The organism is Streptomyces sp. DT2A-34 (genome assembly GCF_030499515.1).
In the GTDB taxonomy this organism is placed as follows: domain Bacteria; phylum Actinomycetota; class Actinomycetes; order Streptomycetales; family Streptomycetaceae; genus Streptomyces.
Window position 1 is genome coordinate 8,340,232 of record NZ_JASTWJ010000001.1, and the last position, 17,483, is coordinate 8,357,714.

The 17,483-nt window shown below is 70.6% G+C and carries 18 protein-coding genes; 10 read left to right on the forward strand and 8 right to left on the reverse strand.

What is annotated here, in order from left to right:
• Positions 1-7: 7 nt before the first annotated feature.
• Complete coding sequence (locus QQM39_RS37245; protein WP_302002002.1) at positions 8-202, reverse strand: DUF1918 domain-containing protein; 195 nt, start codon at positions 200-202, stop codon at positions 8-10.
• Between the two features lie 97 nt (positions 203-299).
• Positions 300-1,283, reverse strand: a complete 984-nt coding sequence (locus tag QQM39_RS37250; protein WP_302002004.1) for a DMT family transporter — start codon at positions 1,281-1,283, stop codon at positions 300-302.
• Between QQM39_RS37250 and QQM39_RS37255 the strand changes: the two genes are divergently transcribed.
• Entirely contained in the window at positions 1,282-2,724 is a 1,443-nt protein-coding gene (locus tag QQM39_RS37255) for a PLP-dependent aminotransferase family protein (RefSeq protein ID WP_302002005.1), read from the forward strand. The genes QQM39_RS37250 and QQM39_RS37255 overlap by 2 nt on opposite strands.
• Before the next feature lie 107 nt (positions 2,725-2,831).
• Here QQM39_RS37255 and QQM39_RS37260 read toward each other — a convergent pair whose 3' ends face one another.
• Positions 2,832-3,452: a DUF6461 domain-containing protein gene (locus QQM39_RS37260; protein WP_302002008.1), complete on the reverse strand. Its 621-nt coding sequence runs from the start codon at positions 3,450-3,452 to the stop codon at positions 2,832-2,834.
• A 90-nt stretch (positions 3,453-3,542) separates the two neighbouring features.
• Between QQM39_RS37260 and QQM39_RS37265 the strand changes: the two genes are divergently transcribed.
• Both QQM39_RS37265 and QQM39_RS37270 read left to right on the forward strand, forming a co-directional pair.
• Positions 3,543-3,977 carry a GNAT family N-acetyltransferase gene (locus tag QQM39_RS37265; protein ID WP_302002010.1) on the forward strand — a complete coding sequence of 145 codons (435 nt, stop codon included), beginning with the start codon at positions 3,543-3,545 and terminating at the stop codon, positions 3,975-3,977.
• Positions 3,978-4,153: 176 nt separating this feature from the next.
• Positions 4,154-4,747 carry a histidine phosphatase family protein gene (locus tag QQM39_RS37270; RefSeq protein ID WP_302002011.1) on the forward strand — a complete coding sequence of 198 codons (594 nt, stop codon included), beginning with the start codon at positions 4,154-4,156 and terminating at the stop codon, positions 4,745-4,747.
• On the opposite strand, the gene QQM39_RS37275 is transcribed toward QQM39_RS37270, so the two are convergent.
• Entirely contained in the window at positions 4,729-5,172 is a 444-nt protein-coding gene (locus QQM39_RS37275; RefSeq protein ID WP_302002012.1) for a DUF6314 family protein, read from the reverse strand. The two genes, QQM39_RS37270 and QQM39_RS37275, sit on opposite strands and share 19 nt — an antisense overlap.
• 153 nt (positions 5,173-5,325) lie before the next feature.
• Here QQM39_RS37275 and QQM39_RS37280 point away from each other — a divergent pair, with 153 nt between their 5' ends.
• Both QQM39_RS37280 and QQM39_RS37285 read left to right on the forward strand, forming a co-directional pair.
• Positions 5,326-7,809, forward strand: coding sequence for an alpha-L-arabinofuranosidase C-terminal domain-containing protein (locus QQM39_RS37280; RefSeq protein WP_302002014.1), 2,484 nt, complete (start codon positions 5,326-5,328; stop codon positions 7,807-7,809).
• Positions 7,810-7,945: 136 nt separating this feature from the next.
• The gene (locus tag QQM39_RS37285) at positions 7,946-8,566 is read left to right on the forward strand and encodes a TOPRIM nucleotidyl transferase/hydrolase domain-containing protein (protein WP_302002016.1); all 621 of its coding nucleotides are present in this window, start codon (positions 7,946-7,948) and stop codon (positions 8,564-8,566) included.
• 83 nt (positions 8,567-8,649) lie between these two features.
• On the opposite strand, the gene QQM39_RS37290 is transcribed toward QQM39_RS37285, so the two are convergent.
• Positions 8,650-9,390, reverse strand: coding sequence for a VOC family protein (locus tag QQM39_RS37290; protein WP_302002017.1), 741 nt, complete (start codon positions 9,388-9,390; stop codon positions 8,650-8,652).
• 201 nt (positions 9,391-9,591) lie between these two features.
• On the opposite strand from QQM39_RS37290, the gene argC reads away from it, so the two are divergent.
• Genes argC through QQM39_RS37315 form a run of 5 tightly spaced genes read left to right on the forward strand, consistent with a single transcriptional unit; the run spans position 9,592 to position 14,425 of the window.
• Positions 9,592-10,620, forward strand: coding sequence for an N-acetyl-gamma-glutamyl-phosphate reductase (argC, locus tag QQM39_RS37295; protein ID WP_302002018.1), 1,029 nt, complete (start codon positions 9,592-9,594; stop codon positions 10,618-10,620).
• The gene (argJ, locus tag QQM39_RS37300) at positions 10,617-11,768 is read left to right on the forward strand and encodes a bifunctional glutamate N-acetyltransferase/amino-acid acetyltransferase ArgJ (RefSeq protein ID WP_302002020.1); all 1,152 of its coding nucleotides are present in this window, start codon (positions 10,617-10,619) and stop codon (positions 11,766-11,768) included. Before argC ends, argJ begins: the two co-directional genes overlap by 4 nt.
• Positions 11,765-12,676 carry an acetylglutamate kinase gene (gene argB / locus QQM39_RS37305; RefSeq protein ID WP_302002022.1) on the forward strand — a complete coding sequence of 304 codons (912 nt, stop codon included), beginning with the start codon at positions 11,765-11,767 and terminating at the stop codon, positions 12,674-12,676. Before argJ ends, argB begins: the two co-directional genes overlap by 4 nt.
• Positions 12,673-13,860, forward strand: coding sequence for an acetylornithine transaminase (locus QQM39_RS37310; RefSeq protein ID WP_302002024.1), 1,188 nt, complete (start codon positions 12,673-12,675; stop codon positions 13,858-13,860). The genes argB and QQM39_RS37310 overlap by 4 nt, the downstream gene beginning before the upstream one ends.
• Positions 13,861-13,879: 19 nt before the next feature.
• On the forward strand, positions 13,880-14,425 hold the full coding sequence (locus QQM39_RS37315; protein ID WP_062715470.1) for an arginine repressor: 546 nt from the start codon (positions 13,880-13,882) through the stop codon (positions 14,423-14,425).
• Between the two features lie 82 nt (positions 14,426-14,507).
• Here the strand turns inward: QQM39_RS37315 and QQM39_RS37320 are convergent, their stop codons facing one another.
• The 3 genes from QQM39_RS37320 to QQM39_RS37330 are packed head-to-tail and all read right to left on the reverse strand — an operon-like array spanning position 14,508 to position 17,483.
• The gene (locus tag QQM39_RS37320; protein WP_302002025.1) at positions 14,508-15,248 is read right to left on the reverse strand and encodes an FAD:protein FMN transferase; all 741 of its coding nucleotides are present in this window, start codon (positions 15,246-15,248) and stop codon (positions 14,508-14,510) included.
• A 55-nt stretch (positions 15,249-15,303) separates the two neighbouring features.
• Positions 15,304-16,050: an FMN-binding protein gene (locus QQM39_RS37325; RefSeq protein WP_302002027.1), complete on the reverse strand. Its 747-nt coding sequence runs from the start codon at positions 16,048-16,050 to the stop codon at positions 15,304-15,306.
• 50 nt (positions 16,051-16,100) lie between these two features.
• On the reverse strand, positions 16,101-17,483 hold the full coding sequence (locus QQM39_RS37330) for a ferredoxin reductase family protein (protein WP_302002028.1): 1,383 nt from the start codon (positions 17,481-17,483) through the stop codon (positions 16,101-16,103).

Consider the following 17,483-nt stretch of genomic DNA (forward strand, 5'->3'; position numbering starts at 1 on the left):
CGCCGAGTTACTTCATCGTGTCCCTGTGACGGATCTCGGTGTCGGGGCCGGGGGAGCACAGGCCCTCGTGCCCGTCCTCGAAACGGACGCGGTACGGAGGGTTGCCCTCCTGGCCCAGGACTTCGACGATCTCGCCGACCTTGTCGTGTTGCCCGACCACCCTGCCGTGCTGGACAAGCTGGTCGCCCACGGTTGCACGCATCTGTCGGTCCTCCTCACCAGGAGCGGGAGCAGCGGTCCGTGGCCTTGAGTCTACGGCGTGGAGCGGTGGTTGGAGGTGGGTCGTCCGGGCAGCCCGCTCAGCCACGCGCGCGCTGGGTCACGGCGATGCACACGAGCACCGCCGCGGCCGTCAGCGGGGCGGCCACTGTCAGGTGCTCGCCCAGCAGCAGCACCGACCACACCAGTGTGAGCAGGGGCTGGGCCAACTGCAACTGGCTGGCCTTCGGGATGCCGATCGCCGCCATGCCCCGGTACCAGACGACCAGGCCGAGGAACTGCGAGCCGGCCGCGACCCACAGCAGTCCGGTCACGCCGTGCCAGGTCAGGTGCACGGGTTCGTACGACAGCGCCACCACGGCGGCCGGCACGCTCAGCGGCAGGCACAGCACCAGCGCCCAGCCGATCACCTGCCAGCCCGGCATGACGCGGGCCAGCCGGCCGCCCTCGGTGTAGCCGGCCGCGCACACCAGCAGCGCCGCGAAGAGGTACAGGTCGGCCGTGGTCAGGGCGCCGCCGCTCTGCTGCACGGTGAAGGCGACCACCGCGGCCGCGCCCGCGAGCGCCGCCGTCCAGAACGTGCGGGAGGGGCGGGTACCGACGCGCAGGGCGGAGAACAGGGCGGTGGTCAGCGGGAGCAGGCCCACCACGACGGCGGCGTGGGCGGTGGTGGACGTCTGGAGGGCGAGTGTGGTGAACAGGGGGAAGCCGAAGACCACTCCGCCGGCTACCACGGCGAGGCCCGCCCAGTGCCGGCGGGCGGGGAGCGGCACGCCCACGGCGAGCAGACAGCTGCCCGCGATCAGCGCGGCCAGCACGCTGCGCACGGCGACCAGCGACCAGGGGCCGAAGCCCTCAAGGCCCCAGGCGGTGGCGGGGAAGGTGAGGGAAAAGGCCGCGACACCGAGGGCGGCCTGGAGCGTGCCGCGGAGCGGCGTCCCGGCCGGGGTGACCGGGGCGGTCGGAGCGGCTGGGGTGGCCGACGGAGCGGTCGCGGCGCCTGGCGTGGGCGGGGTGGTGACTGCTATCGAGCTCGGAGCGGTAGCGCTATTCTCTGTTCCCATGCAGGAGCGTAGCAGTGTCGACGAACTGGCGAATCAGCTGCGACGAGAGCTGAACCGCTACTCTCCCGGTGGAAAGCTCCCGTCGAGCCGAGCCCTCGTCGAGCGGTTCCGGGTGAGCCCGGTGACCGTCTCCCGTGCCCTGGCGCAGCTGGCCGCCGAGGGGCTGGTGGTGACCCGGCCCGGCGCCGGAGCCTTCCGCGCCGAGCCGCACGCGCCGTCCGCCTCCGTCGCGGACACCTCCTGGCAGGAGGTGGCGCTCAGTGCGGACGCCGCCGCGGAACTCGTACCCCGCTCGGTGGACGCCTCCGGCGTACTGGCCTCGCTCACGGCTCCGCCGCCCGGCGTGATCGAGTTCAACGGCGGTTATCTGCACCAGTCGTTGCAGCCGGAGCGCGCGATGGCCGCCGCGCTGTCACGGGCCGGCCGTCGGCCCGGGGCGTGGGGGCGACCGCCGATGGAGGGGCTGCCGGAGCTGCGGGAGTGGTTCGCGCGCGGCATCGGCGGGCCGGGCGGTGCCGTCACGGCCGCCGAGGTGCTGATCACCGCGGGCGGCCAGTCGGCCCTGACGACCGCGCTGCGGGCACTCGCCCCGCCGGGGGCGCCGGTCCTGGTCGAGTCGCCCACCTATCCGGGCATGCTGGCGATCGCCCGCGCGTCCGGTCTGCGGCCGGTCCCCGTCCCGGTCGACGCCGACGGTGTACGGCCGCCCCTGCTCGCCGACGCCTTCCGGGCGACGGGCGCCCGCGTCTTCGTCTGCCAGCCGCTGTTCCAGAACCCGACCGGCGCGCTGCTCGCTCCCGACCGGCGCGGCGAGGTGCTGCGCATCGCGTGCGAGGCCGGTGCCTTCGTCGTCGAGGACGACTTCGTACGGCGGCTGGTGCACGAGGACGCGGGGCCCCTGCCGCGTCCGCTGGCCGCCGACGACCCCGACGGCGTCGTCGTCCACGTCTCGTCCCTGACCAAGGCGACCTCACCGAGCTTCCGGCTGAGCGCCCTCGCCGCCCGTGGCCCCGTGCTGGAGCGGCTGCGCGCCATCCAGGTCGTCGACACCTTCTTCGTGCCCCGGCCCCTGCAGGAGGCCGCGCTCGAACTCGTGGGCTCACCCGCCTGGCCGCGCCATCTGCGGGCGATCTCGGCCGAGTTGAAGACCCGCCGCGACGCGATGACGGCCGCCCTGCGCCTCGGCCTCCCCGAACTCGCCCTCCCGCACATCCCGTCCGGCGGCTACCACCTGTGGCTCCGCCTGCCCGACGGAACCGACGAGTCCGCACTGACCTCCGCCGCCCTGCGCGCGGGGGTCGCGATCGCCCCAGGCCGCCCGTACTTCAGCGCGGAACCGCCGGCCGGGCATGTGCGGTTGAGCTTCGCGGCGGTGGCGGGGGCGGGCGAGATCACGGAAGGGGTACGGCGGCTGCGGGCGGCTTGCGACGAGGTGCTCTAGGTGTGCTGTCCGGAGAGGTTGGTGACGCGGAGCGTCGGCGAGTGACGACAACGCGGCAGATGCGCGTGCCAGACCCCGCGATGCCGGGATGATCCAAACGGCAGGACCTAGCCGCGGGGTACCGGGGCGATGCCGCAGGTGAAGCGGGCGGACGCGAAGAGTTCCGGGGTCAGGCGTATGCCTGTGAGGCGGTCGGCCAGGGCGAAGGCGGCCTCCGTGTGCATGCGGTAGTCACGCTCGCGGCTCTCCCGGAGGTCGAAGCCCGACTCCCGCATCTCCGTGAGGAGTTCGTCGGCATGGCTGCCGTCGCGGGCGAACGGGAACAGCGGCTCGAAGTGCAGGCGCGTGTCGCCGTCCTCGAACCAGTAGAAGTGGTCCACCGCGTTGACGTTGCGGAAGTGGGAGACCACCCTGCGTCCGCGCGAGAGCGGGAGCGCGACCTCCGTCGTGATCCCCAGAAAGCCGTTGAACTCGACCATCAGCGACCAGTCGCCGACGGCCGTGACGCCGACGAACAAGCTGTCGCCCTCCCAGTGGTCCCATGCGTCGAAACAGGGCTCGTTCAAAGCGTCCACGCCCGTGAGGCCGGGCTCCGGCTCGGCCTTCAACTCCCTCAGGAGAGCCTCGGGGCTGAGTCCGCCCACCAGCGTGACGCAGTAGGCCTCCATCAGATGCCCGTACTGCTCGTCGAGCCACGCGTAGTCCGCGGCAGTCGTCTTCCCAGTCATGTCCGCAGCATCGCACCCGCCACCGACAATGCCCCGCCCACCAGGGAAAACCGCTCGACGCCGCCGCCGTCGGCCTGCGAATCTCGTCGCATGACCGATACCCCGCCCCTCGCCGACGGCTACGAGATCTCGACCGACCCCCACCGCATCGACGCCGGGCGCGTGCACCAGTGGCTGTCCACCGACGCGTACTGGGCGATCGGGCGGGCGCGGGAGAAGCAGGGCCGGGCGATCGAGGGTTCGCTGAACTTCGGGGTGTACGAGACGGTTTCGGGGGAGCAGGTGGCGTATGCCCGGGTCGTCACCGACCGGGCGACCTTCGCGTGGCTGTGTGACGTGTACGTCGACCCGTCGGTGCGCGGCAAGGGGATCGGGACGGCGCTCGTCGGGGCCGTACGCGAGGAGCTGCTGCCGTACGGGCTGAAGCGGATGCTGCTCGCCACGCATGACGCGCACGGGGTCTACGAGAAGCTCGGGTTCGCGCCGCTGGAGAAGCCGGACCAATGGATGGCGCTTTCCTTCTAGTTGCCGCTTCCCTTGCCCCGTCTTCTTGCCTCCGGCGGCTGTACTTGAATGTCCAACAGCCGTTTTCCAGCGACTTGTCCGCCTGGTCCTGACCCCGCAGTAAGGTTTCGTCCACCCTCGGTCACGTCTGCACAACGCCTCTTGACCTGCGCACTTTCGCGACACACCATCGCCGCATGTCGCTTCGGGTCACGTTCGTCGCCGCCGCGCGCAGCTCCCCGCTGCTCGCCGACCGCTTCGAGGACGACCGGCCGCTGGATCAGGCCGGCTGGGACGAGGTGCAGCGCGTCGCGCACGACCTGCTGCCGCTCGCGGCGGCCGAGCTGCGCTACTGCTCGCCGACTCCGCGCAGCCGCGCCACCGGCGACGCCCTCGGATACTCCCCGCTGGTGCAACTCGCCCTGCGCGACTGTGACATGGGCCGCTGGCGCGGGCTCACGCTCGGCGAGGCGATGGCCCGGGAACCCGAGGCGGTGGACGCCTGGCTGGCCGACCCGCGCGGCACGCCGCACGGCGGCGAGTCGCTGATCGCGTTCATCGGCCGGGTCGGCGGCTGGCTCGACACCCGGCCCGTGGAGGACGGCGGCCGTATCGTCGCCGTGGCCGAACCGTCCGTGATCCGTGCCGCCCTGGTGTACGCGCTGAAGGCGCCGCCCGCCACGTACTGGAACATCGACGTACGCCCGCTGTCGACGACCACCGTGACCGGCCGCGCGGGCCGCTGGTACCTCCGCTTCGACGGGGCGCCGGCTCAGTCCTCGCGCGTGTAGTCGGTGGTGAGGACGAGGTCCTTGGCCGGGCCGCGCACCCGCCACACCGTCCGCCAGTGGTCCTCGTCGAGGACGGTGAACTCGCCCCGGTAGAGGTCCGCCGAGCACGGGTGATCGGCGGTGTACCGCCCGGACGTCAGGTCCAGGTCGTGGAAGGGCCGCCCGTCGGCGAACCGTACGTCCGCCGTGCCGCGCCCGGCGCCGGGCAGGAAACGCAGCGTCCGCTCGGCGGGCCGGGGCACGCCCTGCCAGGCGAACGTGCCCGACTCGTGGTGCAGCAGTCCGCCGCCCTCCAGCGGACCGAAGGCCGTCGTGCCGGAGAACTCCCCGGCCGCCCCGTCGGCGAGGTCCCGTACGGACCGCTCGACCCGCCAACTCCCGGCCAGATATGTCAGTGCATCCGGTACTGGCCAGAACTCGCCCATCCGTCCCTCTCCTCCGGTCCTTTTGGCCCTTCCGGCTCTTCCGACACTTTCGATGCCGCGCGACCTGTTGACGCAGTTGGATCCCCTCCCTATCTTGCCGTTCGAAGTACTGATCAGCGTCTGATATTTCGAACATCGAGCCGCGGAGTATCCATGTCACGCACGCGCACCCGTTGGAGACTGGGTCTGACGGCGACCGCCTTCCTGGTGGCCGCCGGTCTCGTCCCGGCTCCCGCCCACGCCGAGGACGTCACCGACTACGCCATCACCGTCGACCCCGCCACCAAGGGCGCGAAGATCGACGACACGATGTACGGCGTCTTCTTCGAGGACATCAACCGGGCCGCGGACGGCGGTCTGTACGCCGAGCTCGTGCAGAACCGGTCCTTCGAGTACTCCACGGACGACAACCGGTCGTACACGCCGCTCACCTCCTGGACGGTCGACGGCACCGCACAGGTCGTGAACGATGCCGGCCGGCTCAACGAGCGCAACCGCAACTACCTTTCCCTGGGCGCCGCTTCGTCCGTCACGAACGCCGGCTACAACACCGGCATCCGAGTCGAGGCGGGCAAGAAGTACGACTTCTCGGTGTGGGCCCGCGCCGAGAGCGGTACGACCCTGACCGTCTCGTTGCAGGACGCCGACGGCACTCTCGCCACCGCTCGCCAGGTGGCCGTGACCAAGAGCGGCTGGGCCAAGTACACCGCCACCTTCACCGCGACCCGCACCAGCAGCGACGGCCGCCTCACCGTGGGCTCCTCCGCCGCGGCCGCCCTCGACATGGTGTCCCTCTTCCCGCGCGACACGTACAAGAACCAGCCCAACGGCCTGCGCAAGGACCTCGCCGAGAAGGTCGCGGCCCTCCACCCCGGCTTCCTGCGCTTCCCCGGCGGCTGTCTGGTCAACACGGACTCCATGGAGGACTACAGCGAGTCCTCCAACTGGCAGCGCAAGCGCTCCTACCAGTGGAAGGACACCATCGGCCCGGTCGAGGAGCGCGCCACCAACGCCAACTTCTGGGGCTACAACCAGTCCTACGGACTCGGCTACTACGAGTACTTCCGCTTCGCCGAGGACATCGGCGCCATGCCGCTGCCCGTCGTCCCGGCCCTGGTGACCGGCTGCGGCCAGAACAAGGCCGTCGACGACGAGGCCCTGCTCAAGCGGCACATCCAGGACGCCCTCGACCTCATCGAGTTCGCCAACGGTCCGGTGACCTCGACCTGGGGCAAGAAGCGGGCCCAGATGGGCCACCCGAAGCCCTTCCACCTCACGCACATCGGGGTCGGCAACGAGGAGAACCTGCCGGTCGAGTTCATGGCCCGGTTCAAGCAGTTCCGCGCCGCCATCGTGGCGAAGTACCCCGAGATCACCGTCGTCTCCAACTCCGGTCCGGACGACGCGGGTCAGACCTTCGACACGGCCTGGCAGCTCAACCGTGAGAACAAGGTCGACATGGTCGACGAGCACTACTACAACAGCCCGCAGTGGTTCCTGCAGAACAACGACCGCTACGACTCCTACGACCGCAGCGGCCCGAAGGTCTTCCTCGGCGAGTACGCCTCCTGGGGCAACGCCTTCAAGAACGGCCTCGCCGAAGCCGCCTTCATGACCGGCCTGGAGCGCAACGCCGACGTCGTCAAACTCGCCTCCTACGCACCGCTGTTCGCCAACGAGGACTATGTGCAGTGGAGCCCCGACATGGTGTGGTTCAACAACCACGCCTCCTGGAACTCCGCCAACTACGAGGTCCAGAAGCTGTTCATGAACAACGTCGGCGACCGGGTGGTCCCCTCCAAGGCCACCGGAACGCCGTCACTGATGGGCCCGATCACCGGTGCGGTCGGCCTGTCGACGTGGGCGACCAGTGCGGCGTACGACGATGTGTCGGTCACGGACGCCGACGGCAAGACGCTGCTCAGCGACGACTTCTCCGGTGACGCCTCCAAGTGGACACACACCGGCGGCGGCAGCTGGAGCATCCAGGACGGGCAGTACGTCCAGACGGACGCGGCCGCCGAGGACACGATGGTCTCGGCCGGCGACCCGACCTGGCACGACTACGACCTGCACGCGAAGGCCACCAAGAAGTCCGGCAAGGAGGGCTTCCTCGTCGCCTTCGGCGTCAAGGACACCGGCAACTACTACTGGTGGAACCTGGGCGGCTGGAACAACACCCAGTCCGCCGTCGAGCAGGCCGTGGACGGCGGCAAGTCGACGCTGATCTCCAAGGCCGGGACGATCGAGACGGGCCGCACCTACGACATCGACATCAAGGTGCGCGGCCGCCAGGTCACCCTGTACCTCGACGGCCAGGAGTGGGGCAGCTTCACCGACGACAAGCCGGCCGAGCCGTTCCGCCAGGTCGTCACCAAGGACGCGAAGACGGGTGACCTGATCGTCAAGGTCGTCAACGCCCAGTCGTCGGCGGCCCGTACCGCGATCGACCTGGGCGGCGCGAAGGTCGCGTCCAAGGCCCGGGTGACGACCCTGTCCGCCGACCCGAACGCCGTGAACAGCGAGACGGAGACGCCGGTCGCGCCGGTGACGTCCACTTTCTCGGGGGTCGCGGACGAGTTCACGTACACCTTCCCGGCGAACTCGATCACCTTCCTGCGGATCAAGCAGAGGTAGCCGGATCGGCGCGGGCCGCTGTCCGAGCGGCAGCGGCCCGCGTCTTTACCGCCCAGGTGACACGGTCCCGGGCAGGTCGCGCGGGCGCGTCGGAATCGTGCGTGCCGTGTCGTCGGTGGAGGGGCAGACTCGCTCCATGGCGGACATGCGAGCGTTCCGGGACGAGGTCCGTGGCTGGGCGGCCGGTGGTCCCGGCGGGGCGGCGAGTGACCTGGCTGTGCGGCTGAGGGTGCGGACGGCGGTGCTGCTGGAAGGCCCGAGTGACCTCGCGGCCGTCGAGGCGCTGGCCGCACGGCGTGGCCGGGACCTGGCCGCCGAGGGGGTGTGCGTCGTGCCGATGGGCGGGGCGATGAGCGTCGGCCGTTACGCCGGCCTTCTCGGGCCGTCCGGCCTCGGTCTGCGCCTGGCAGGACTGTGCGACGAGGGCGAGCAGCGCTTCTACGACCGCGCCCTGAAGCGGGTCCGGGCGGCGTCGCACTCGGCGTTCTTCGTGTGCGTGCGGGACCTCGAGGACGAGCTGATTCGCGCGCTGGGCACGGCAAGGGTCGAGGAGATCGTCCGGACCGAGGGCGACCTGCGCGCCTGGCAGACCTTCCTGCGCCAGCCCGCACAGCACGGCCGGCCCCGGCAGCAGCAGTTGCGGCGCTTCCTCGGCACGAAGAAGGGCCGCAAGATCCGCTACGGCCACCTCCTCGTCGAGGCCCTGGAGCCCGAACAGGTACCGGCGCCCCTCGACGACCTCCTTGCGAGCCTGTGACCCGGTGTCCGGCTGCTCCGGTCGGGAGGCCAGGACGTTGTGCAGGGCGGAAACCCCGGGCACTGACCGAATCGACCTCCGCTTCAGGACGGCGCGAGGACGCAGAACTCGTGGCCCTCCGGGTCGGTCAGGCATGTCCACGGGACGTCGCCCTGGCCGAGGTCGAGGTCGGTGGCGCCGAGGGCTCGCAGCCGGGCCACCTCCGCCGCCTTGTCGTCACCGGGGTACGGCAGCAGGTCGAGATGGACGCGGTCCGGCACGGTCTTCACGTCGGGCGTGCGGAGGAACTCGAGAAACGGGCCGACACCCTTGGCGGAGCGCAGCACCGCATGATCGTCGGTCACCTCGTGCAACGCCCAGTCCATCGCCTCACCCCAGAACCGGGCCATGGCCCGCGGATCCGCGCAGTCGACCACCACCGCGGCGATCGGCCCGGTGTCCCGGTAGACCTCCCGAGGCTCCAGCACGCAGAACTCGTTGCCCTCCGGGTCGGCGAGGACCGTCCACGGCACGTCGCCCTGGCCCATGTGGGCGGGCGCCGCACCGAGAGCCTTCAGGCGCGCGACCAGCTCCGCCTGATGCGCCGCAGAGGTGGTGGCGAGATCGAGGTGCACACGGTTCTTTGTCGTCGTCTTGGGTTCCGGGACGGGAACGACGTCGATGCCGACGACGACCGGGTCCGGCCAAACGAGGCCGCCGCCGGGTCCCACGTAGGTGGTCACGCCGGGGCTGTAGGCACTCCAGCCGAGCGCCTCCGCCCAGAACCGGCCGACCGCCGAGGCATCAAGAGCCTTGATGATCACATGAACAGGTCGCAGTGCCATGCCGGCGATCCTATGCACCCGCCCTGCAACGACATCCGCACCATCGCCGAAGACAGGTGGCCGCCGGCCCGCGACCGCCCGGGGTGGCGGCATGCGGCCGGCGATCGGCACGCACCTGCCGATCGAGCTGCATACCCACCCGACGAGATTGCATAAACGTGCATCGAAACGTATAGTCATGCCGTCTAGGAGGAGGTTTCCATGGCGGTACGTGCGGCAGTGGCCGGAGCGAGTGGATACGCGGGCGGGGAACTGCTGCGTCTGCTCCTGGCACACCCCGAGGTCGAGATCGGCGCCCTGACCGGTCACTCGAACGCGGGCCAGCGGCTCGGTGCGCTCCAGCCGCACCTGCTGCCCCTCGCCGACCGTGTTCTCCAGGAGACCACGGCCGAGGTGCTGGCCGGGCACGACGTCGTCTTCCTCGCCCTGCCCCACGGCCAGTCCGCCGCCGTCGCCGAGCAGCTCGGCCCGGATGTGCTGGTCGTCGACATGGGGGCCGACTTCCGGCTGGAGAACGCCGGCGACTGGGAGACGTTCTACGGCTCCCCGCACGCCGGCACCTGGCCCTACGGCCTTCCCGAGCTGCCGGGTGGCCGCGCCGCGCTGGAGGGGTCCAAGCGCATCGCGGTCCCCGGCTGCTACCCGACCGCCGTCTCGCTCGCCCTCTTCCCGGCCTACGCCGCCGGCCTCGCCGTGCCCGAGGCCGTGATCGTCGCCGCCTCCGGCACCTCCGGCGCGGGCAAGGCGCCCAAGCCGCATCTGCTGGGCAGCGAGGTCATGGGCTCCATGTCGCCGTACGGCGTCGGCGGCGGCCACCGGCACACGCCCGAGATGATCCAGAACCTCAGCGCGGCGGCCGGTGAAACCGTGAGCGTCTCCTTCACGCCGACCCTCGCGCCGATGCCCCGCGGCATCCTCGCCACGTGCACCGCGAGCGCACGCCCCGGCGTCACGGCGGACTCCGTCCGTGCCGCCTACGAGAAGGCCTTCGCCGACGAGCCCTTCGTCCACCTCCTCCCGGAGGGACAGTGGCCCGCCACGGCGTCCGTCTACGGTTCGAACGCCGTTCAGGTGCAGGTCGCGTACGACGCCGCCGCGAACCGCATCATCGCGATCAGCGCCATCGACAACCTGACCAAGGGCACCGCGGGCGGTGCCGTCCAGAGCATGAACATCGCCCTGGGTCTCGACGAGACCACCGGCCTTACGACGATCGGAGTCGCGCCGTGAGTGTGACGGCAGCAAAGGGATTCACGGCCGCGGGCATCGCGGCCGGAATCAAGGAGAACGGCAACCCGGACCTGGCCCTCGTGGTCAACACCGGGCCCCGCCGATCCGCCGCGGGCGTCTTCACCTCCAACCGCGTCAAGGCCGCGCCGGTGCTGTGGTCCGAGCAGGCCCTGAAGGGCGGTCAGGTCTCCGCCGTCGTCCTCAACTCCGGTGGCGCCAACGCCTGTACGGGACCCAAGGGCTTCCAGGACACCCACGCCACCGCCGAGAAGGTGGCCGAGGTGCTCGGCCGCGGCGCCATCGAGGTCGCCGTCTGCTCGACCGGCCTCATCGGTGTGCTGCTGCCCATGGACAAGCTGCTCCCCGGTGTCGAGACCGCCGCCGCCCAGCTCTCCGAGCACGGCGGCGAGAAGGCCGCCATCGCCATCAAGACCACCGACACCGTCCACAAGACGTCCGTCGTGACCAAGGACGGCTGGACCGTGGGCGGGATGGCGAAGGGCGCCGGCATGCTCGCGCCCGGCCTCGCCACGATGCTCGTCGTCCTCACCACCGACGCCGCCCTCGACAGCGACGTACTGGACAAGGCGCTGCGCGCCGCCACCAAGGTCACCTTCGACCGCGTCGACTCCGACGGCTGCATGTCCACCAACGACACCGTGCTGCTGCTCGCCTCGGGCGCGGCCGAAGTCACCCCGGAGTACGAGGAGTTCGCCGAGGCCGTACGGGCCGTCTGCGACGACCTCGGGCAGCAGCTGATCCGGGACGCCGAGGGCGCCAGCAAGGACATCAAGGTCGAGGTGATCAACGCCGCGACCGAGGACGACGCCGTCGAGGTGGGCCGCTCCATCGCCCGCAACAACCTCCTCAAGTGCGCCATCCACGGCGAGGACCCCAACTGGGGCCGCGTGCTCTCCGCGATCGGCACCACCTCCGCCGCCTTCGAGCCGGACCAGCTCAACGTGGCCATCAACGGCGTCTGGGTGTGCAAGAACGGCGGTGTCGGCGAGGACCGCGAGAAGGTCGACATGCGCTACCGCGAGGTGCACATCGTCGCCGACCTCGCCGCCGGCTCCGAGACCGCCACCATCTGGACCAACGACCTCACCGCCGACTACGTCCACGAGAACAGCGCCTACTCCTCATGAGCACTACGCGTAAGCACACCGCGCTCCCCAAGGCCCAGATCCTCATCGAGGCGCTGCCCTGGCTGGTCCGGCACAACGGCAAGACCGTCGTCATCAAGTTCGGCGGCAACGCCATGATCGACGAGGACCTGAAGGCCGCGTTCGCCCAGGACGTCGTCTTCCTGCACCACGCCGGCCTCAAGCCCGTCGTCGTGCACGGCGGCGGACCGCAGATCAGCGCCGCCCTCGACCAGCACGGCATCGTCAGCGAGTTCAAGGCGGGCCTGCGCGTCACCACCGAGGACGCCATGGACGTCGTACGGATGGTGCTGGCCGGGCAGGTCCAGCGCGAGCTCGTCGGGCTCCTCAACCAGCACGGCCCGCTGGCCGTGGGCCTCACCGGCGAGGACGCGCACACCATCACCGCCACCAAGCACCAGCCCGAGATCGACGGCGAGTTGGTCGACATCGGGCGGGTCGGCGAGATCACCGCGATCGACACGGGCGCCATCGAGGCCCTGCTCGCCGACGGCCGCATCCCGGTCGTCTCGTCGATCGCCCGTAGCCAGGACGACGGACATGTCTACAACGTCAATGCTGATACGGCGGCTGCGGCACTCGCTGCTGCGCTGGGCGCCGAAACCCTCATGGTCCTCACCGACGTCGAGGGCCTCTACGAGGACTGGCCCCACAGCGACGAGGTGATCAGCCGCCTCACCGCTTCCCAACTGGAGAAGCTGCTGCCGGAGTTGAGCTCCGGCATGGTGCCGAAGATGGAGGGCTGCCTGCACGCCGTACGCAACGGCGTCACCACCGCCCGCGTCATCGACGGCCGGGTCCAGCACTCGATCCTGCTGGAGATCTTCACCGACGAAGGCATCGGCACGATGGTCGTGCCGGACGCGCAAGAGGGGGACGACGCCGTATGACCGGGAATCAGGAGCTCACCCAGCGGTGGCAGGGCTCGCTCATGAACAACTACGGCACCCCGCGGCTCCCTCTCGTACGCGGTGAGGGGCTCAAGGTCTGGGATGCCGACGGGAAGCGGTACATCGACTTCGTCGGCGGCATCGCGACCAACGCGCTCGGCCACGCGCACCCCGCGATCGTCGAGGCCGTGAGCAAGCAGATCGCGTCCCTCGGGCACGTCTCCAACCTCTTCATGGCGGAGCCGACGATCGCCCTCGCCGAACGGCTGCTCCAGCTCTTCGGCCGGGACGGCAAGGTCTTCTTCTGCAACTCCGGCGCCGAGGCCAACGAGGCCGCGTTCAAGATCGGCCGACTGACCGGGCGGACCCACATCGTCGCCACCGAGGGCGGCTTCCACGGCCGCACCATGGGTGCCCTCGCGCTCACCGGCCAGCCGGCCAAGCAGGAGCCGTTCCTGCCGCTGCCGGGCGATGTCACGCATGTGCCGTACGGCGACGCGCAGGCGCTGGCCGCGGCGGTGACCGAGGAGACGGCCCTGGTGATCATCGAGCCGCTCCAGGGCGAGAACGGCGTCGTCGTGCCGCCGGCCGGCTATCTGAAGGCCGCGCGGGCGATCACCGCCGCCAACGGCTCGCTGCTCGTCCTCGACGAGGTGCAGACCGGCATCGGCCGTACCGGGAACTGGTTCGAGTACCAGGCCCACGAAGGCGTGCTGCCCGACATCGTCACGCTCGCCAAGCAGCTCGGCGGCGGGCTGCCGCTGGGTGCGACGGTCGCCTTCGGGCGGGCCGCGGAGCTGCTGCAGCCCGGTCACCACGGGACGACCTTCGGCGGCAACCCCGTCGCGTGCGCCGCTGGGCTGGCGGTTGTGGACACCATCGCGAACGACGGGTTGCTGGAGAACGTCAAGCGGCAGAGCGAGAAGTTGCGCGACGGGATCGAGGCGCTGGGCCACCCGTTGATCGACTATGTCCGGGGCGCGGGACTGCTCCTGGGTATCGTGCTCACCGAGCCGCACGCCGCCAAGGTGCAGCAGGCGGCTCAGGACGCCGGTTTCCTGGTGAACGCGCCCGCCCCCGATGTCGTACGGCTCATGCCGCCGCTGAACCTCGGCGACGACGAAGTGGAGGCGCTTCTTCAGGCGCTGCCCGGCATCCTTGACGTGGCCGACGGGGACGGATGATCCGGGGAATGAGACGACGATGAGCCAGGCGCAGGACCACGAGCACAACGGGGCCGCCGGGCCTGCCGTGCCGCAGACGCGCACCGCCCGCCACCGCCGGATCGTGGACATCCTCAACCGGCAACCCGTGCGGTCGCAGAGCCAGTTGGCGAAGCTGCTCGCCGACGACGGGTTGAGCGTCACGCAGGCGACGCTCTCCCGGGATCTGGATGAGCTCAATGCGGTGAAGATCCGCAACAACGAGGGCGATCTCATCTACGCGGTGCCGAGCGAGGGCGGTTTTCGTACGCCTCGGGCGCCGCTGGGGGAGTCGGCCAAGGAGGAGCGGATGCGGCGGTTGTCGCAGGAGCTGCTCATCTCCGCGGAGGCTTCTGCGAATCTCGTGGTCCTGCGGACCCCTCCGGGGGCGGCGCAGTTCTTGGCCTCGGCCATTGATCAGGCCGAGCTGCAGGACATTTTGGGGACCATTGCCGGTGACGACACGTTGCTGTTGATCAGCCGGAATCCTACGGGGGGTCAGGCCTTGGCCGATCATCTGTTGCGGTTGGCCCAGAACGGGCACTGAGTGGGGGTGGTGGCGGTCATTTGCCGACTGCGGGTGCAATGTGGCTGGTCGCGCAGTTCCCCGCGCCCCTGGGTGGGCCGACTCACCCGAGTCGAGAGGCCAAGCCTCCTGTGCAGCGGACCTCATCCCCCGCCGTGATCAAGAGCGCCTCCACCTCAGGCAACGACTCCAGCCAGCGCAGACCCTGCCGCGAACCCATCGCGAAAGCCGCCGTCGCCCAGCAGTCCGCCCAGGTCAGGTGCGGGGCCACCACGGTCACCGCCACCAGGTCCGTCACCGCGGAGCGGCCGGTGCGGGGGTCGACGATGTGCGCGCCCCGCTCCGCCGTGCCGGAGGTGGCCACCGCCAGTTCGTCCAGGCCGGCGGCGGAGATGACGGCCGCGAGGCCGCCCGGGCGCAGGGGGTCGGAGACGCCTACGCGCCAGGGGCGCTGTGCGCCCGGCACGCCCAGCAGCTGGACGTCGCCGCCGCCGTTGACGCTGACGCCGCTCACGCCGGGGACCTGCGCGAGGCGGCGGGCCGCGCGTTCGACGGACCAGCCCTTGACGATGCCGGTCGGGTCGAGGCGGCCCTCGTACGACGTGCTGAACCAGCCCTCGCTGAGCCGCTCCGCCTCGGCGCCCAGTTCGAGCACCTCGGAGACCTCCGGATCGCACCGCTCGACGGTCAGCTCGCCGCGCGCCAGCAGGGAGACCTGGCTGTCGTCGCGGTAGGTGCTGAACACCTCGTCGACCCGGTGCAGTCCGGCGACCGCCTCTTCCAGTGCCGACTCGACGGCACGGGGTTCCCCGCCGCGGACGTCGAAGGAGAAGACCGTCCCCATGACCTCCTCCGCATGACGTACCGCGGCGGGAGCTTCTGTCGGTTCCACCACCGCGTCAGCCACCGGCCTGGTCCAGGGCCGACTGGAGGGATTCCTTGTAGCCGGCGCTGGTGTACGTGGCTCCGGAGACGGCGTCGATGTCGGCGGTGCCGGCCGCTACGGCGGCTTGGTTGAGCTTGGGTACGGCGTTGGCGGTGACCTGGTCGCTCCGGCCGCCCTTGGGGGCCTGGACGGTCTCGGCCTTGGTGATCTTTCCGCCGTTGACGGTGATGCGGACCTGGACCGCGCCGTACTGGGTCTGGACGGCATCGCCGGTGACCGTGGCCGCCTGGGCGGCGCCCGAACCCTGCGAACCGGCGCTCGCCTTGGCCTTGTCCACCGCCGACTGGAGCGATTCCTTGTAGCCGGCGCTGGTGTACGTCGCTCCCGACACCGCGTCGATGTCGGCGCTCTGCGCGGCGACCGCCGCCTGGTTGAGCTTGGGTACGGCGTTCGCCGTGATCTGGTCGCTCTGGCCGCCCTTGGGGGCCTGCACGGCCTCTGCCTGGGTGATCTTCCCGTTGGCCACGGTCAGCCGCACCTGCACGGCCCCGTACTGGGTCTCTGCCGCGTCACCGGTGAAGGTGCCGGTTCCGGCCGCCTGGGCGCCGCCCTGGGGTGACGCCGCCGCGGGTGGTGCCGTGCCGCCCGCCGCCGCGGAGGCCGGGTCGGTCGCCGGCTTCAGCGACAGCAGCAGCACGATCCCGGACACGGTGGCCGCGCCGGCCAGCACGACACGCCGGATGGGGTGACTCTTCCTCATGGCTCCTACAGCTCCTGAAGTCCGAAGTCCGGTGTGTGACGTCCCGTCGCTCACATCTCGAACGACTCGTGATGGATGCGGCGGGCGGGCACACCCGCGCCGCGCAGTGCTTCGTAGACGGACTGCGCGAAGCCGGTCGGCCCGCACATGAACACGTCGTGCTTGTCGATGTCCGGCAGCTTCTGGCGCAGCCGCTCCGCCGAGATGTCCGGCCGCTCGCCGTCCGGGCTGTTGACCGCGTACATCAGCCGGGCCCCGCGCTCGTCGGCGATGGCCGCGAGCTCGTCCCACAGCGCCAGGTCCTGGGTGCTGTTGGCCCGGTAGAGCAGCGTGATGTCGCCGGACGCACCGGGCAGCGTCTCGAACAGGGCCCGCATCGGTGTGATCCCGACCCCGCCCGCCACCAGCAGCACCTTGCCCCGGCTGCGGCGCTGGGCGGTCATCGCGCCGTACGGCCCCTCCGCCCACACCTTGGTGCCCGGCTTCAGATCGCGCAGCCGCGAGGTGTGGTCGCCGATCGCCTTGACCGTGATCCGCAGCATGTCGGGGCGGGGCGCCGCCGACAACGAGTAGGGATGGGAACTGAACCGCATCCCCGGCGCCTTGAACCGCCACCGGAAGAACTGCCCGGCCTGCGCACCCATGCGGTGCAGCTTGCGCCCGCCGATCAGCACCGACACGATGCCCGGCGTCTCCTCGATGACCGCCTCGACGTACATCCGGTGCCGCAGGTTGAGGCGGATCGGGGTGAGGATCCGGTACCAGACCACCAGCGCGGTCACGACCCCGTACAGCGCGTACCAGAAGGTCTTCGCGGACGGCTCGACGGCGAACTCGTTGCCGGTGGTGATCTGGTGCCAGAACGTCAGGTACACCGCCGCGTACGTCAGCAGGTGCACGTGGTACCAGGTGTCGTACGGGATCCGGCGGCGGATCCCCCCGATCGAGATGAACGCGATGAAGAACAGCAGCCCGGTGCCGATGGCCGCCTTGCCCATGTCCGGCAGCGTGTTGACCGAGTCGATCGTCTGCTGGACGACGTCACCGAGCGTCTTGCCGGCCTGGAGCGCGTACGCCCACATGGTGAGGAAGACGTGCGCGATGACCAGGCAGATCGTGTAACGACCGCTCATCGCGTGCCAGCGCGCGACCCGGTCGGACCCCACCCGCCGCTCCAGCGCGGGCACCCGGGCCATCTGCAGCACCACGAGCGCCATGAGATAGCCGGCCAGCAGTCCGGTGATCCGCCCCGCGGCGAGGATCTTGGCGGTGTTGTCCGCGAGGGACGGCGTGTTGTCCCACCACAGCCACAGCACCGCCGCCGCACCCGCCCACAGGGCGATCACCAGCGGGACGGCCGGGGAGCGGCGCGGGCGGATGCGGCGCATCGTCTGGCGGCGAGCGGCACGGCCGCCTGCGAGCGTGGTGGTCAC

Bases quoted from the DNA above. Each gene is read 5' to 3' on its own strand.
- QQM39_RS37245 (WP_302002002.1), bottom strand. From the start codon at position 202: ATGCGTGCAACCGTGGGCGACCAGCTTGTCCAGCACGGCAGGGTGGTC.
- QQM39_RS37255 (WP_302002005.1), top strand. From the start codon at position 1,282: ATGCAGGAGCGTAGCAGTGTCGACGAACTGGCGAATCAGCTGCGACGA.
- QQM39_RS37250 (WP_302002004.1), bottom strand. From the start codon at position 1,283: ATGGGAACAGAGAATAGCGCTACCGCTCCGAGCTCGATAGCAGTCACC.
- QQM39_RS37260 (WP_302002008.1), bottom strand. From the start codon at position 3,452: ATGACTGGGAAGACGACTGCCGCGGACTACGCGTGGCTCGACGAGCAG.
- QQM39_RS37265 (WP_302002010.1), top strand. From the start codon at position 3,543: ATGACCGATACCCCGCCCCTCGCCGACGGCTACGAGATCTCGACCGAC.
- QQM39_RS37270 (WP_302002011.1), top strand. From the start codon at position 4,154: ATGTCGCTTCGGGTCACGTTCGTCGCCGCCGCGCGCAGCTCCCCGCTG.
- QQM39_RS37275 (WP_302002012.1), bottom strand. From the start codon at position 5,172: ATGGGCGAGTTCTGGCCAGTACCGGATGCACTGACATATCTGGCCGGG.
- QQM39_RS37280 (WP_302002014.1), top strand. From the start codon at position 5,326: ATGTCACGCACGCGCACCCGTTGGAGACTGGGTCTGACGGCGACCGCC.
- QQM39_RS37285 (WP_302002016.1), top strand. From the start codon at position 7,946: ATGGCGGACATGCGAGCGTTCCGGGACGAGGTCCGTGGCTGGGCGGCC.
- QQM39_RS37290 (WP_302002017.1), bottom strand. From the start codon at position 9,390: ATGGCACTGCGACCTGTTCATGTGATCATCAAGGCTCTTGATGCCTCG.
- argC (WP_302002018.1), top strand. From the start codon at position 9,592: ATGGCGGTACGTGCGGCAGTGGCCGGAGCGAGTGGATACGCGGGCGGG.
- argB (WP_302002022.1), top strand. From the start codon at position 11,765: ATGAGCACTACGCGTAAGCACACCGCGCTCCCCAAGGCCCAGATCCTC.
- QQM39_RS37310 (WP_302002024.1), top strand. From the start codon at position 12,673: ATGACCGGGAATCAGGAGCTCACCCAGCGGTGGCAGGGCTCGCTCATG.
- QQM39_RS37315 (WP_062715470.1), top strand. From the start codon at position 13,880: ATGAGCCAGGCGCAGGACCACGAGCACAACGGGGCCGCCGGGCCTGCC.
- QQM39_RS37320 (WP_302002025.1), bottom strand. From the start codon at position 15,248: ATGGGGACGGTCTTCTCCTTCGACGTCCGCGGCGGGGAACCCCGTGCC.
- QQM39_RS37325 (WP_302002027.1), bottom strand. From the start codon at position 16,050: ATGAGGAAGAGTCACCCCATCCGGCGTGTCGTGCTGGCCGGCGCGGCC.